Below are 15,623 nucleotides of genomic sequence, written 5' to 3' on the forward strand. Positions count from 1 at the left end.
AAATTGTAATTGGTATTTAAAGTATAAAATTTGTATTTATAAATATTACAATCAACATATGATTTCTACAAATCTAGTTAGTGAGTTTGATTATTATGTGTTTTGTAATCCTTAGTGTGTGGTTCTTACTAAATTTTCAATGAAACTTATAATTACTAAAGTGTTAAAGTATACTATATTTTAAAAAGGTATAAAATATTTTACTATTTACACACTATAAAAAGTTGTATAGCATAACCCTGTCGCTTTATGCTTTTACTGTTCCATATGCGTTTTCTAGTAAATTTTTTGTTGCTAATTTTTTTAATTATAAGCCAGTCTGGTTGTTCAGGGATAATGGCTGGGCTTGCTGTTACTACAGGTGCAATTATTACATTACAAGATAAATCAGTTGGTGATACTATAGATGATACAGCAATATTGATTAGAATTAATAAAGAGCTATTTAAGGCAGGGTTATTTCCTCAGGTAACTGTTAAGGTTAGTGAAGGGCGTATATTATTGATAGGACACGTGAAATCATTGGATGATCAAATAAAAGCTGAAAAAGTTGCATGGCAGCAGAAGGATGTAAGAGAAGTGGTGAATGAAATAACTGTAGATAAAAATGCAATTAATATAAAAGAAACAGCTGTTGATACTATGATTAGTGCTCAGGTAAAAGCACGGATCCTTTCTCAAAGTAAAGTTAAGTCTATGAATTATAGTGTTAATACAATAAATGGGACTGTTTATTTAATGGGTATAGCTCAAGATCAGGAGGAGTTGGATAAGGTTGTATCAATAGCGCAAAAAGTCAAAAAAGTAAAACAAGTTATTAGTTATGTAAGATTAAAGGATAGCAAGTTACGTGATTAATCATCTACTTCAATTTTATATACGCTGTTTTTTACAATAAGTAATTTTACATTACTGTAGGACTATAAATAAATGTGTGAATTACATACGTATGACATATAATTAATACATGTTTAAAATGTACTTTTGTATTGTAATATGTGATTAATTCTTCATTTAATATAAGTATGTCTTTAAGTTTTAAATGTTGTGTTTAATATCTTCCAAGTTTTTTATGCTAGTTTGCTGAATCAAGGTCTTTTTTGTGAATGCTTAATATAAGATAGCATATGAACTAGTATGTTGTTTACGTCATGATCTTTTATATTTCGATATCTTAAGAATTTTGTTATTCTCATTCAATAAAGTAAGGGTTATAAGAAGCTATCGGCTTAGTAGAGAAATATAAGAGGTAATATATGGCACTAATTGTTGCTTTTCAAATGGATAAAGATGTTGTTGTTGATAAGGATATGTCAGTTAAATTTATACAAGAAGCGCAAAATAGGGGGCATACTGTATTCTTTTATTCTCCTAATCAATTAGCAGTAAAAGATAACATGCCAATTGCCAGAGCATGCTTGGTAACTATAGAAGGTCAAGAACTACGATTTGCTGATGTACAAGAATTGTTGCTTGAAGATGTTAATATAATTTTTGTGCGTCAAAACCCACCATTTGACATGCGTTATATTACAAGTACATATATTTTAGAAAGATTAAAAAGACCACTTGTGATAAATAACCCTAAAAGTCTTAGAGATCATACAGAAAAATTATTACCACTTTCATTCCCTGAATTTATACCAGATACTATAGTTACTGAAGATTATATTATGTTGCAGGATTTCTATAATAAACATAAGGATATAGTGTTAAAGCCTTTATATAGTTATGGTGGAAATGATGTTACTAGAATGCATAGTAATGTTGATATTGGGGTTATAGCGAAATTAATGACAGAAAAATATGGATGCCCTATAATTGCTCAAAAATTTATACCAAATGTCAGTAACGATAAGAGAATTATTCTTTTGGATGGTAAGCCTATAGGAGTTTTTAAACGTAGAATATCATTTAATGGAATTAATGAAGAAATAAGAACTAATTTGCGAATGGGATCAGTTCCAGAAGTTGCAACATTGTCAGATCGAGATATAGCTATATGTTCAGCTATAGAACAAGAGTTGTTGGGCAAAGGAATGGTATTTGTTGGAATTGATGTGTTAGATGGGTATTTGATAGAAATAAATGTTACTTCTCCATGTGGTATTTTACAAATTAATGAGTTGTATGGTGTGTCTTTAGAAAAAAAATGTTGGGATTGTTTTGAAGAGAAGTTTTATGAAAAACATAATAGTATATAGATTATGCTGTTTGTAAAAACTAGTAACTTTAATAGTGCTTCTATTATTTGAATTGAATATAATAACGTATTAATAAAAATTTTCTGACTATAGGGATAAATGCATTTAGTTTAATGTTGTGTATTTATTTTGATGATGGTTATTTGATATCAAGAAGTTGAAATTAGTTCTAAAAAATTTTCTATACCGTCTTTATTAACATATTACTTTAAATTTTTACTTCTCATACTAATTTATTATAACTTTTTTATATCAAAGATAAATATCGATTGTTTTGCTATGTTATAAAAATTCCAAGTTTAGATAAGTATATTTGTGGTATTATTTTTTATTATCTCTTAGTAAAGGGTTATGTTTTAATTTGATATTGTACATAATTTAGCTTTATGTAATGTGTAGTCTGTAGTGGTTTGTGTTGACCTTAATTGCATAAATAGTATTTATTACTTGAAAAGTTTATATAAATGTTTTAATCACTGAAATGTTCTATTGATATTTTTAGGAGTTGAGTTTCTTGTATAAACGATTGTTCATGCATATATTAATTTTTATTATTGAAGTTTTATCTGGCATGATTTGCTTTTAATAGTTAATGCTTTAAATTAAGTTGTTAAATCTTTAATTAAAAGAATTATGGTGTTATTATGAGTGAAATTAGTAATCTTAAAGATATAGTTAATTATCAGTCTTTAAGCAATGTTAATAGTATCAGTAGCCTTAATATTCTTAAGTCGACCAGGGTTTTTTTTATACGTAAGAATTTTATTTTCTTAGTGATCATTATTCTTAGTATGTTCTTTACTTATTTTTTTAAAGGAAAAATAATTAATGGGTTACAAAATTGTGCTGTGGTTCTATCGAATCAGTTAGTTAATTATGGGTTTGCTGTTGAAAGGGTAGTTATTGATGGAAATAAATTTGTTACTTCAGACTATATAGAAAAATTCATTGATATTGATAAATCTATTTTATTTATATCTTTAAGTGAATTGCAGAAGAAGATAAAGAGTAATAATAAATGGATTAAAGATGTTTCAGTGAAACGATTATTACCTAATGTTTTACAGATAAAAGTTCTAGAATATTTGCCTTTTGCGAATTGGTATCATAATTATGGTAGTTCAATTATTGATGATACAGGACATGTTATTGTTGATAGTGAAGAAGAAGAAGATGATTTAATATCAATATATGGTAATGAAGCGTTGAAAGATTTACATTTCATAAAAAAACTACTTAATGAGAATAGTGTTCTCAGTAATATGATTTCTTCTATGTCTTATGTTGATGGTGGTCGTTGGGATATTGTTTTATCTAGCGGAGTAAACATTAAGTTACCTAAGGAAAATCCTCATAATGCTTGGAATAGTTTACTGAGTATATATGAAGCTTCTAATGAATTTTTAATTTGGAAGAGTGTGGATATGCGTATCCCTAGTCAAATTAATATAATAGAATAATTTATTAACGATTAGTTATAATGTATTTATAAAATTGATAATAAATTATATATTGCTATGTTTGTTTATCCGTTTGGATGTATAGGAATCCTATGTTTGATAAATTAATGATAATTGTAATAAATTTTTATTATATGTTTAAAATTTATAGATTAAAAATAACGAATTTTATATATTGGTTGTTGATCATTAATGTGTATAGTAGTATTATTAAGTGTACTTATATAGAGTACACTGTGTTTTGTGGTGTTTCATCAGTATTGTAGGTAATTATGGCACAGAATTTTGAAATGTCCAAAGAAAGATTGTATATTTCTGAAGTATTGGTTGTTGATGATGAAGTTGATATTAGGAATTTAATAAAGGATATATTAAGTGATGATAATTATGTCACAAAATTAGCAGTTGATGGGTTGTCTGCTATTAAGATGGCTTATGAGAAAGAACCAGATGTTGTTTTACTAGATATATGGTTAAAAGGATCAGATATTGATGGGTTAAGTGTTTTAGAGAAACTAAAGGAAAGGTATCCATATTTACCTGTGATTATGATTAGTGGACATGGTAATATTGCTACTGCTGTGAAGTCTTTGCACATGGGAGCTTATGATTATATAGAGAAACCTTTTACAGAAGGTAGATTAAAGTTAGTAGTTAAGAGAGCGATAGAATCTGGTAGATTGCGTAGAGAAAATGACGAATTAAAATCAACATTTGAAGATTACGAAATAGTTGGCAACTCTCCTGTAATAAAAAATCTAAGGAGTATGATTAATAAAGCTGCTACAACGTCCAGTCGCATTTTAATCACTGGATCGCCTGGCGTAGGAAAAGAAGTAGTTGCTAGATTAATACATAAAAAATCAAAAGGATATGATACACCGTTTATATCGATGTATTCATCTATGTTGCCTGCAAATAATTACTTAGTTAATATATTTGGTAGTGAGGAAAGCAGTAACATTTTGTCTCATAGGGTACCACCTCATATTGGCATAATAGAACAAGCAAATCATGGAACACTCTTTATAGATGAGGTTACAGATTTAAGATATGATACTCAGTTACGATTACTTAGGTTATTGCAAGAAGGAAAAATATACAGAGAGAATAGCAAAATTCCTGTAAGTGTAGATGTGAGGATTATTGTTTCATCTTCAAAAGATATAGAAAATGAAGTAAGAGCTGGGAAGTTTTGTGAGGATTTATATTATAGATTGAATGTTCTTCCAATTAGAGTACCGTCTCTAGTAGAGTATTGTACTGATATTCCAGAGCTGTGTAGATATTTTATGAGTAGCATATGTAAGAAAATAGGATTGTGTACACATATATTGAGTGATGAAGCTTTAATAGCGATGCAATCTTATGAATGGCCAGGTAACTTACGTCAATTACGTAATGTTATAGAGTGGATATTAATTATGAAATCTCCTAAAGAAATTATTACTGCAAAAGATTTGCCGGTAGATATAGTATCGAATTCTCCTATCAATGATGTTCTGAGTGCTAAAGTCATATCTGTTCCTCTTCGCCAAGCACGTGAGGAGTTTGAAAGACAGTATTTGAAAACTCAGTTGTCACGTTTTGGAGGTAATGTGTCAAAAACTGCTGAATTTGTTGGTATGGAGCGTTCCGCACTTCATCGCAAATTGAAAGTTTTAGGATTGTGTAGTATATCTGAGTAACTTATATTATGTGATGTTAGAATTAGTTTTTTAACTGTGTATGTGTTGTTTTAATTAAGACGATAAGTTATATATAACCAAGAATACTGCATCTTATAGTGTAGCTTATTAAATAATTTGTGTAGTTTTTTACTAGTTTCTAAAATTAGTATGTCATAGCTGATATTATTTTCAGTGATGTTCTTACGCCGAAGATAAGTATACAAATATGTAATTTTATTAGTCATGTGTTTTTTATCTAAAATATGCATTCTGTTTTTATAATAGCTTAGCACAAGTTGAGTGTTATAATATGTCTGATATTGTTTTCTCTAACGGTATATTTTTATAAAGTAAGTTATATATAGATGTACAAATAGGTAATTCTATATTAAGTTCTTTTGCTAGTGATATTAATGGTTTTACAGTACTAACACCTTCTATAATTTTTGAGTTATTATTTAACATTTTATTTATATCTGCACCCTGGCCTATTGTTATTCCAAAAGACATATTCCGGGAATGTGCTGTTGTACAAGTTAATATCAAATCACCTAGGCACGATGGACCAATTAAAGTTGAGAGGTTAATGTTCTGGTTTTTTGCAGCATACAAAGTCTTTATTTCTTCCATTCCTTTAGTTATAACAGTGGCTATAGCATTGTTTCCTAGGTTCTTGCCTGTTACTATCCCGCAGGCAATTGCGATGATGTTTTTCAATGCGGCTCCAATTTGTACCCCTAATATGTCTTGGCTATAGATTATTTTAAACGTCTTGTTGCTTATCTTTTGTGCTATTGATGTACCTAAAGATTCATTTTCTCCTGCAAGCACTATGGTGCATGGAAGATCTTCTGCAATTTCTTTTGCGAAGCTTGGTCCAGATAGTATGAATGCTGGATTGTTTGGTAAGATTTCTTTCACTATTTCACTTGGGAATTTGAGAGATATATTTTCGATTCCTTTACTGCAAATTAGTAGAGGTGTTTTTTCAAATATATGTTGTTTGTCTTGTATAGACAGACATAATGTACGTAATTGTTGTGTAGGTACTGCTAAAATAATACAAGTGCTATAATCTGATAGTACTTCATCTATGTTACTGCTTACAATTATATTTTCTGGTAATTTGCACGTTGGCAAGTATTTAAGATTTTTACGATTAATTGCTATAGATTGCATATCTGTATGATTGCGCCCCCATAGGTTGACTGATGTACTATTAGAAGATAATGCAAATGCTATTGCTGTACCAAATGATCCTGCACCTAAAATAGTGGTTTTCATTTTTTTGTCTACTTATAAAGAACTTAGTTAGAGGCGATTATATATTATATATTATGTGGTGTTAAGAACTGAATTGGGGGTTAATTTATAATATTGGTAATAAACATTTAAAATATTAGCAGGGATAATTTAATATTCTACATTTTGTGTTTTTATAATTTGCGTCTATTATAGGTTAAAATTTTTAGCATATGAAAGATCAAAAGCTGTGTATTGTTGTAAATGAATGGGTGTCTTGGATAAAAAAAGAAAGAAGATATGCGACTAATACTGTTGATTCTTATCTAAGAGATGTTAATAAGTTTATTGAGTTTTTGTATATGTGTGTTTTGCGTCCTGTTACTTTAGAGGATATTATTGGTGTAAAAGTTGCAGATTTAAGGAAATGGTTTGCATTTAGATACCAGGCTAATATAGAAGCTGTAACAAATGCAAGATCTTTGTCAGCATTGAAAAATTTTTTTCGGTATTTGTCACGTACTTATAATATAGATGGTCAAGCAGTGTTTTGTTTATCTAGACCAAAACTTAAAAGTACTTTACCTAGAACATTAACTCAATCTCACATTCAAAAAATAATAGATTATTATGCGTTATTAGATACCGATTGGATAGTCAAGCGTGATTTTGCACTAATTGTGCTCCTCTATGGATGTGGTTTGAGAATTAGTGAGGCAGTGAATTTAAAGTTTCAGAATATTAGAAGAGAGGAGCTTTTAATTATTGGGAAAAGAAGTAAGGAAAGGATCTTACCTATTTTGCCTATAGTACGTCAAAGTTTAGATGAGTATGTAAGGTGTTGTCCATATCATATGGAATTGAACTCAGTTAAAAATGAATATGTTTTTGTAGGAGTTAGAGGCAAAAAACTTAAAAGGACTTATTTTGCAAATAGAATACAAAAGATTTGTAAAGAAATAGGGTTGCCTGATGTTATAACTCCTCATGCATTTCGTCATAGTTTTGCAACACATTTATTTCTAGGTGGTGCGGATATTAGATCAATACAAGAATTGTTAGGCCATGCTAATTTATCAACTACGCAAATTTATACTCATTTAGATCATAAAAGTGTTATAGATCATTATAAGAATTTCCATCCTCAAGTTATAAAAAAGAATAGTTGATAAGTACAAGTCGAGAAATGAGAGTATGGTTTTGATAAAAGTGATTATGGAACAAGTTTTTTCTGTATCTTATATTAGTAATAAAATGCGTTACATTGTTTAGTTTATGTAGTTTAGTTATATGCTTGGTATTACTAACATAAATTTGTTATTTAGAATTAATGTGTTTTAATCATTAGTATTTTTAATGTTTGACACAATACTTATTAAGATATTGCATAATCTTCTGTATATTTTCATGTGATATTGTCAGTTTTACATGTCAGATCTTTTTAAAGTTGATACAATTGCGTTATTTAGAATTAATGTGTTTTAATCATTAGTATTTTTAATGTTTGGCACAATACTTATTAAAATATTGCATAATCTTCTGTATATTTTCATGTAGTATTGTCAATTTTATATGTCAGATCTTTTTAAAGTTGATACAATTGCGTTATTTAGAATTAATGTGTTTTAATCATTAGTATTTTTAATGTTTGGCACAATACTTATTAAAATATTGCATAATCTTCTGTATATTTTCATGTAGTATTGTCAATTTTATATGTCAGATCTTTTTAAAGTTGATACGATTGCGTTATTTAGAATTAATGTGTTTTAATCGTTAGTATTTTTAATATTTGACACAATACTTATTAAAATATTGCATAATCTTCTGTATATTTTCATGTAGTATTGTCAATTTTATATATCAGACCTTTAAAAGTTGATACAATTGTATTTATTTGAATATTACTTGATCTTCAGTATTTCTTTCTGTGATTTCTCCAATTTTGTATACAACTTCATCTGTAACTTTGAGGAGTGACAATACTTGATCTTCATTTTCTTGTGAAGTGACCAGTATCATACCAATACCACAATTGAATGTTTTGAGTAGTTCTGTTTGCTGTATTTGTACTTCAGTATTAAGCCAATGAAATATTTCTGGCATTTTCCAAGAACTTAAGTCAATAGTTGCTGACAAATGGCTAGGAATAATACGTGGTATGTTATATGTGAATCCTCCTCCAGTAATATGAGCTAAACCATTCACTAATGGAATAGTAGATAATAAAGATTTTACATAGATGCGTGTAGGCGTCAGCAAATAGTTTGCCCATGTTTGATTAGACCAAGGACATACATCATGATAGTTAATTTTATTGTCACTGATAATTTTTCTGATTAGTGAAAAACCATTGGAATGTAATCCACTTGAAGCTAAGCCAAGTATTTTATCTCCAACTTTAATATTATGACTTTTTGGTAAAATGTTGTCTGCTTCGATAATGCCTACTGCAAAACCAGCTAAATCATATTTATTGTCACTGTACATTCCAGGCATTTCAGCGGTTTCTCCACCTATTAATGCTACATTTGCTTTTTTACATCCTACTGCTATGCTATTAATGATTTCTAAAGCAGTATCATGGTTTACTTTACCTGTTGCAAAATAATCTAGGAAAAATAATGGTTCTGCTCCCTGTGCTAAAACATCATTAACACACATTGCTACGAGATCTATACCAATAGTTTTATGATTATCTACTCCTTGTGCAATACATAACTTTGTGCCAACTCCATCAGTTGAAGATACTAGGACGGGTTTGTTGTATTCTTTTATTCTTGATATGTCAAAAAGTGCTCCAAAGGACCCTATACTGTCAACTACCCCTGGTATAGATGTTGATGATGCAATTGGTTTTATTTTTTCTACTAGACTGTTTCCAGATTCAATATTGACACCAGCGCTTGAGTATGTTTTCATAAATGCCTTACTTTGTGAAACTCATTTTTACACTTAATTAACAGCATAGCATTAAATATTTGAACTTCATATAAAAAATTGTTTACTAATTAGTGAGATTATTTTTTTTTGATATATTAAAATTGGAAAACGTGATGTTGAATATAGGGTTTTTATGCAAAATAGTGATATTTTATCAAATATAGAATTAGTATCTGCAAGGCTGTTACATGATCTTGCAGGATCTGTAGGAGCAATAGTAAATTATATAGAATGTTTGAGTGAAGATGAAAGTGTATCTGAAGATATGGTACCTTTACTTTCTGATGCGGCTAATGATGTAATGAATAAGTTTAAGTTATTGAAGCAAGCTTATAGTATTTCTGATGATAATGGTGATTTTAATACTACTGAACATAATATAAAAAATTATCTAAAAAGAAAAAAAATCGTTCTTGAGTGGGATATTAATGCACAAATTTTTGATGTTGAATTGGTTGAGAAAATCAATAAGTTACTTATTAATGTAACTATGATATTAATGTTCTTTATGATAAATGGAACTAAAGTGAAAGTTGTATTATCTAAATCAAATAATAATGATTTTTTGATAGAAATAATAGCTTTTGCACAAAAAATAGAAATACATGAGAGTATTCAAAGTATTCTTGATGGAGATATGTTTAATCAGGAGTTAAATACAAAAAATGTTCAAGTAAATTTTCTGATGATGCTTTTAAAGAGTTATAATGCAAAAATGACATATGAAATACAGGATACTATATTTAAATTTTCTATATTTATTTAGTGATAAACTTACTGTTAGTACATTAGGCATTTGTGCAGTATTTATGTAAGTTATGGTAACTTTGGGGTACAGTTTATCTTTGTAAAATATAGAAAAACTATAAAAGTAAGGTATCAGCTACTAAATGAAAAATTTAGTAAGTGTATTTATGAAATGTTAGTACTTTTAATTGTGCCTCCACCTGCTTCTTGTTGTGCAATAAATAGTACATTACTTATATTTGTTAAGAGTTGTACTGAGTCAATTTCGTTATACATTTGAGCATAGCCTACTGAGATCTTTGCATGTGAATCTTGAAGGTTATTGTTAATGTTCTTATGTATTCTAGATATTGCTGAATATGCATGTTCAGATTTACATCCTAATAAAATACAAATAATCTTATGGTTCCCTATATACCCAATTATATCACTTTCTCTAATGTTTTTATGTAATAAATTAATAGTTTGTTGTGTTAAAGAGTCTATATTGGAGCTATTATGTGGTGGGTCTAGTTGTATCATACTTATAACGGCATGTGTATTATATTTATGGAGAAAATCTAATATGATCTGTACTTCTGTCTTTGTGGATGCTTCATCCATTATATTAAAAGTAGGGTGCATATTGTATTTTGTATTGAAAATTACTGATTCTTTAAATATATCCAACTTTTGTGATATGCTAATATCTCGTATTAGGATTTCATAGTTTATTATATCTTGATTAGAAGCTATGACTCTAAAAACTTTTGGTGTGACTGGTATTGCTTTGTTATTTTTCCCAATAAAAGAACAATTGCGTGTTTTTGATAAAATGTCAAATAAGTCAGTTCCATCACTTGTATATTCTAAATAGCTATTTATATTTTCCACAATATTTTTATGTAGTATGGTTGATAATGGTTTATTAGAAAGTTCTTCTACTGTATATTCTAAGAGTATTTCTGCTGGTTTATTCAGGTTAGAAATTGTTAAATTTTGCAAAGTGTTGTTTTGTTGTACTGATATTACAGAGTCATCAGATCTTCTTGCAACCACGAAGTGATTCATGTTTTTCTCGTTTTATCAATTAAACATTGCATTAAAATCTGTTTGTTGTCCCATTTGTATAAAAATTTTTCTTTGTTATTTTATTCATGATTTGTAGTTAATGAATTATTCATAAGGTATTTTTATTACATAATGAGTTCTGGTATGTTTTTTATTATGTAATTATTTAAATATTTATATGGGTATAGTTTAGAAAAAGTTAGGATATAGCTTATTATTTTGGTGGGTAGGACTAATATAGAAATGAGATGAGCCTTGCATGCTGTACTCTTCTTGTGAGTTTTAAGATTTATTTTTAAATAGGACTGCTTAATATGAAATCGATCAAATGTGTTAAAAATTACGTGTATTGGGTCTATCTAATTAACCCTAATAAATACTCGTTGTATTAAAAATGTTGTGTTATGGTTGACATATCACAATTTTTCATTTTCTTCATGTACTTGAGAATTCCATAGATTTTCAAGTTGATAATATTCTCTTACTTCAGGTCTGAAGATATGTATTAATATGTTATAGCAGTTTATTACTACCCAGTTGCCATCTTTTAAGCCTTCAATGGATAGTTTTTTATGAGGCTTAATTTCTTTCCTAATTCTTTCAGCTAGTGATTTAACATGGTAGCTTGATTCACCTGAAGCAATTATTAAATGTTCTGCTAAGTTGCTTTTATTACTAATATTAATTGTAACAATGTTATTAGCTTTATGTTTATCAAGGATAAATACTATAAGCTCTTTTAGCTCTTCTGGAGAACTAAATGGTTTTTTAGATTTACTGAGATTCATTTTACATCGTTCTTTAGTATACTATATCTATTGTATTACATATTGGATGTAATACAAACAGTTAAAAAATGTTAAAAGAAATGTGTTTATGATAAAACTTGTCTATATTATTAACAGTTGCTAATGATGTAGTGGATTGTTAATTTTCTTAGAAGGTGATCTACAATATGTATAATATATTTCAGTAAATATGGAAGTTGGTTAACTTATGAATATTAAAAGCGTGATATTATTTCTAAGTATTTTGCTTTATAGCAATGTATCATTTTGTCAAGATGGTTACATGATATTTAGAGATAGTGAAGTCGAGGCTGTAATAAAGAAAATAGCATTTCCAATATTTATTGCAGCTAAAATTAATCCTGAGACTGTTAGAGTGTTTATTGTTAATGATAAAATGGTAAATGCTTATGTTGATGGTAATAATAATGATGTGTTTTTGAATTATGGGTTATTTGAGTTTTCAAATGATCCTAGTGTACTTATTGGGGTTTTAGCCCATGAAGTTGGTCATATATCTCAAAAACATGTGTTATTCCGTAGAAGTAAAGTACAAAATTCTATGATTTTGTCTGGGATAGGATATGTTCTAGGTATTATTACTGCAATTACAGTAAATCCTGATATGGGACAGGCAATAGCACTTGCTACTAATGATATTAGTAAAAAAATGTTTTTTCTTTATAGTCGTTTACAGGAGGCGTCTGCAGATCAATGTGCATTAAGATATTTAGATGAAGCTGGGTATAGCAACGATGGATTAATTAAAATGTTTAAGCATTTTTATTCACTGGAAGCACAATATCGAGGAAATATTGATCAATACTTATTATCGCATCCTCTTAGTTATGATAGGCTGTTGCAAATACAAAATTATCGCAATCGTAATGAGGTTCATGGTTTTTCTGATGAAGATGTACAGAAATTTAAGCGAGTAGTAGAAAAAATTAATGCGTTTTTTAACCCAGTAGAACGTTTGGTTAATGATAAAAATGATATAAATCAATTATCTCCATACATACAATCTATTATTTTTTATAAGCAATCTGATGTTTCAAAAGCCTTAGAAAAACTTGATAATCTAATACTACAATCCCCTGAAGATCCTTATCTTTATGAGCTGAAAGCACAAATTTTGTATAAGGCAGGTGACATTAAAAAGTCTGTAGAAAATTATAAATTAGCGCTTAAGTTTTCTTTCGATGATGTTTTAATAAAACTTGAAACATCACAAGCTTTGTTATTGTATGATCAGAAGGAAGCAGTAAATTATTTGGAACAAGTGACATACCAAGAACCAGATAATGTTTTTGCTTGGAAGCAATTGGCTGTAGCTTATGGTAAAATAGGGGATTTGGGAATGTCGTATTTTTCACTGGCAAATAAATCTTTTTTTGAAAATAATAGAAGAGATTTTGATAAATACTTTAGCTTAGCAAGAAAGTATTTACCAAAAGATAGCGTACACTTAGAACGTATGCGTGATCTAAGGATAAATTTATTAAGTAATACATAAGTTATTTAAATTACTAATAATATTATTTATATTTTAATAAATATGTAGTAGTTTATTACCTTATGCTAAGGTGTGGTAATTTTAATGAAGATACAAAATGCTATATTTTTTTTGCTAATGCTGCAAGCTTCCTGTAGCCCTATTTATGGTATTAAAAAAGAATATAAAGGACCGGAAAATGAATCTGGAAAAGCTTGTGTAGTAAAGTGTGCTTACGTAAGAAATGACTGTTATAGGCAGTGCCAAGTTGATATGACAAATTGTCAATTAACTGAAAAAATGATCAATGCTCAAGAGCGTTCTCAACCACTTGTGAGTATAATAAATAGTAATGGAAACAAACAAAATAATAACTTGAAGAATAATAATGGTCACCCATGTAAAAGTGAGAACATAAAATGTAAGGAGTCTTGTTCTAGTGATATTATGTGTAAGACTCAATGCGATATGTATATGGATATGTGTAATGCTCAGCAAAATTTTAATGGTCATGACAAATACGATAACTTTGTTTCAAGTATAGATAAAAAAAGCGCAAACATCACAGTAAGAAAACAAAATTCTATTAGCTTATGCAGTAGTAATAAATGTGATAGATTATGTACAAATAATTATGATTTATGTTTTTCTAGTTGTGGTGGACAAATAATTACTTATAAACAGTGTGTAGCATTTTGTGATAAAAATAAATAATTATTTTCTACCTTTATTGTATAAATAAAACTAATGAATAATTTTATAAATAGTTTGTATTTCTAGTGTTAATGAAAGTTGTCATTACCTTGTTAGTATAGTATTGATGTGGTTGTTTTGTATTTATGAAAGTTTTTTAGTTTTATGATAAATGAGCATGTGCAGTTTACGTTTTTTGATTCTGTAGGGCAGATTAGTTTTTATTTATGTAAAGTTTATCTTTTTATGGATATACTTGTTTAAAAATTTGCATATTTCTGAATATGGGTGTTTTGGTTAGACATGGGGGGATACATAAAGGATTCTGTGTGTTAGATTACATTGCATGTATTGTAGAGTTATGGATGTGCTTGTATTAAATTTTCATATTTCTGAGTATAAGTGTTTTGATTAGATGTAGGAGATACACAAGGATTCTATGTGTTAGATTGTGTTGATATTTGATATAATATTGCATGTATCGTATGAATTATGGATATGCTTGTATTAAATTTGCATATTTCTGAATATGGATGTTTTGGTTAGACATGGGGGGATACATAAAGGATTCTGTGTGTTAGATTACATTGCATGTATTGTATGAGTTATGGATGTGCTTGTATTAAATTTTCATATTTCTGAATATGAGTGTTTTGGTGAGATGTAGGAGATATACAAAAGATTCTGTGTGTTAGGTTGTGTTAATATTTAATATAGCAGCATCCTAAGTTGTGTGATTTACTGGTGTTATAGTAGTTTTGTGTATTTTTGAATATCAGCAGAAAATAATATTACTGTTGCAATACATGTGAATTTTGTTTTATTAGGTTAATATTATTTAGACTTAGAAGCATTTCATATATTGGTATTTGTAATACTGGATGAATGAACCTAGCATAGATATCACATAATGGTACTAATACAAAATCTCTACAATGCATTTGTTGATGAGGTATAGATAACGTTTGTGAATCCACAACTTTGTTTCCCCACAATATAATGTCAATATCTATAGGTCTAGGTGCCCAACGTTGATGATTAATTCTACCAAGCATTTTTTCTATAGATTTAATTCTTTCTAACATGGCAGATGAAGACAAGTTTGTATATCCTGATACTACCATATTTAAATAAGGTGTATCCCAATGATCAGCTGCATTTTCTGGTAATAAAGCTGGAGTTTTATAAAGATAAGAATAATTTTTGTTATGTAAAGGTAACATATTAATTGCGGATTTAATATATGCCAGCATGTTGCCGCAGTTACTTCCTAACGCTAACATTACAACATCGTTAAACATATTTTTTTTTAGTTGTTTAAAATTACAGGG

Annotated in this window: 13 protein-coding genes; 8 read left to right on the forward strand and 5 right to left on the reverse strand. The window is 28.5% G+C overall.

Annotated features, from left to right (window positions below; translation table 11 throughout):
• Positions 1 to 267 precede the first annotated feature (267 nt).
• The 4 genes from ECH_RS01370 (at position 268) to ECH_RS01385 (ending at position 5,352) form a co-directional block, all read left to right on the forward strand.
• Positions 268 to 858, forward strand: a complete 591-nt coding sequence (locus ECH_RS01370) for a BON domain-containing protein (RefSeq protein WP_043881591.1) — start codon at positions 268 to 270, stop codon at positions 856 to 858.
• Between the two features lie 398 nt (positions 859 to 1,256).
• Positions 1,257 to 2,204, forward strand: a complete 948-nt coding sequence (gene gshB / locus ECH_RS01375) for a glutathione synthase (RefSeq protein ID WP_006009923.1) — start codon at positions 1,257 to 1,259, stop codon at positions 2,202 to 2,204.
• Between the two features lie 644 nt (positions 2,205 to 2,848).
• Positions 2,849 to 3,664 (forward strand): cell division protein FtsQ/DivIB, encoded by an 816-nt coding sequence (locus ECH_RS01380; RefSeq protein ID WP_011452539.1) that lies wholly within the window; start codon positions 2,849 to 2,851, stop codon positions 3,662 to 3,664.
• Positions 3,665 to 3,936: 272 nt separating this feature from the next.
• Positions 3,937 to 5,352, forward strand: coding sequence for a sigma-54-dependent transcriptional regulator (locus ECH_RS01385; protein ID WP_044148019.1), 1,416 nt, complete (start codon positions 3,937 to 3,939; stop codon positions 5,350 to 5,352).
• A 285-nt stretch (positions 5,353 to 5,637) separates the two neighbouring features.
• Here ECH_RS01385 and ECH_RS01390 read toward each other — a convergent pair whose 3' ends face one another.
• Entirely contained in the window at positions 5,638 to 6,618 is a 981-nt protein-coding gene (locus ECH_RS01390; RefSeq protein WP_011452542.1) for an NAD(P)H-dependent glycerol-3-phosphate dehydrogenase, read from the reverse strand.
• A gap of 191 nt (positions 6,619 to 6,809) precedes the next feature.
• Between ECH_RS01390 and ECH_RS01395 the strand changes: the two genes are divergently transcribed.
• Positions 6,810 to 7,745, forward strand: a complete 936-nt coding sequence (locus ECH_RS01395; RefSeq protein ID WP_006009933.1) for a tyrosine-type recombinase/integrase — start codon at positions 6,810 to 6,812, stop codon at positions 7,743 to 7,745.
• A gap of 724 nt (positions 7,746 to 8,469) precedes the next feature.
• Here the strand turns inward: ECH_RS01395 and purM are convergent.
• The gene (gene purM / locus ECH_RS01400; RefSeq protein ID WP_011452543.1) at positions 8,470 to 9,498 is read right to left on the reverse strand and encodes a phosphoribosylformylglycinamidine cyclo-ligase; all 1,029 of its coding nucleotides are present in this window, start codon (positions 9,496 to 9,498) and stop codon (positions 8,470 to 8,472) included.
• A 154-nt stretch (positions 9,499 to 9,652) separates the two neighbouring features.
• On the opposite strand from purM, the gene ECH_RS01405 reads away from it, so the two are divergent.
• Positions 9,653 to 10,285, forward strand: coding sequence for a histidine phosphotransferase family protein (locus ECH_RS01405; RefSeq protein WP_006009937.1), 633 nt, complete (start codon positions 9,653 to 9,655; stop codon positions 10,283 to 10,285).
• 146 nt (positions 10,286 to 10,431) lie between these two features.
• Here ECH_RS01405 and ECH_RS01410 read toward each other — a convergent pair whose 3' ends face one another.
• Positions 10,432 to 11,316, reverse strand: coding sequence for a PAS domain-containing protein (locus ECH_RS01410; protein ID WP_006009938.1), 885 nt, complete (start codon positions 11,314 to 11,316; stop codon positions 10,432 to 10,434).
• 416 nt (positions 11,317 to 11,732) lie between these two features.
• A complete protein-coding gene (gene rsfS / locus ECH_RS01415) occupies positions 11,733 to 12,104 on the reverse strand; it encodes a ribosome silencing factor (RefSeq protein WP_006009941.1) in 372 nt (123 codons plus the stop codon).
• A gap of 283 nt (positions 12,105 to 12,387) precedes the next feature.
• On the opposite strand from rsfS, the gene ECH_RS01420 reads away from it, so the two are divergent.
• Together ECH_RS01420 and ECH_RS01425 are read left to right on the forward strand one after the other, a co-directional pair.
• Positions 12,388 to 13,620, forward strand: a complete 1,233-nt coding sequence (locus tag ECH_RS01420) for a M48 family metalloprotease (RefSeq protein ID WP_226988429.1) — start codon at positions 12,388 to 12,390, stop codon at positions 13,618 to 13,620.
• Between the two features lie 84 nt (positions 13,621 to 13,704).
• Positions 13,705 to 14,313: a hypothetical protein gene (locus tag ECH_RS01425; protein WP_006009945.1), complete on the forward strand. Its 609-nt coding sequence runs from the start codon at positions 13,705 to 13,707 to the stop codon at positions 14,311 to 14,313.
• 770 nt (positions 14,314 to 15,083) lie between these two features.
• On the opposite strand, the gene folK is transcribed toward ECH_RS01425, so the two are convergent.
• On the reverse strand, positions 15,084 to 15,593 hold the full coding sequence (folK, locus tag ECH_RS01430; protein WP_006009947.1) for a 2-amino-4-hydroxy-6-hydroxymethyldihydropteridine diphosphokinase: 510 nt from the start codon (positions 15,591 to 15,593) through the stop codon (positions 15,084 to 15,086).
• Positions 15,594 to 15,623: the final 30 nt, after the last annotated feature.

The organism is Ehrlichia chaffeensis str. Arkansas, from assembly GCF_000013145.1.
GTDB lineage: Bacteria > Pseudomonadota > Alphaproteobacteria > Rickettsiales > Anaplasmataceae > Ehrlichia > Ehrlichia chaffeensis.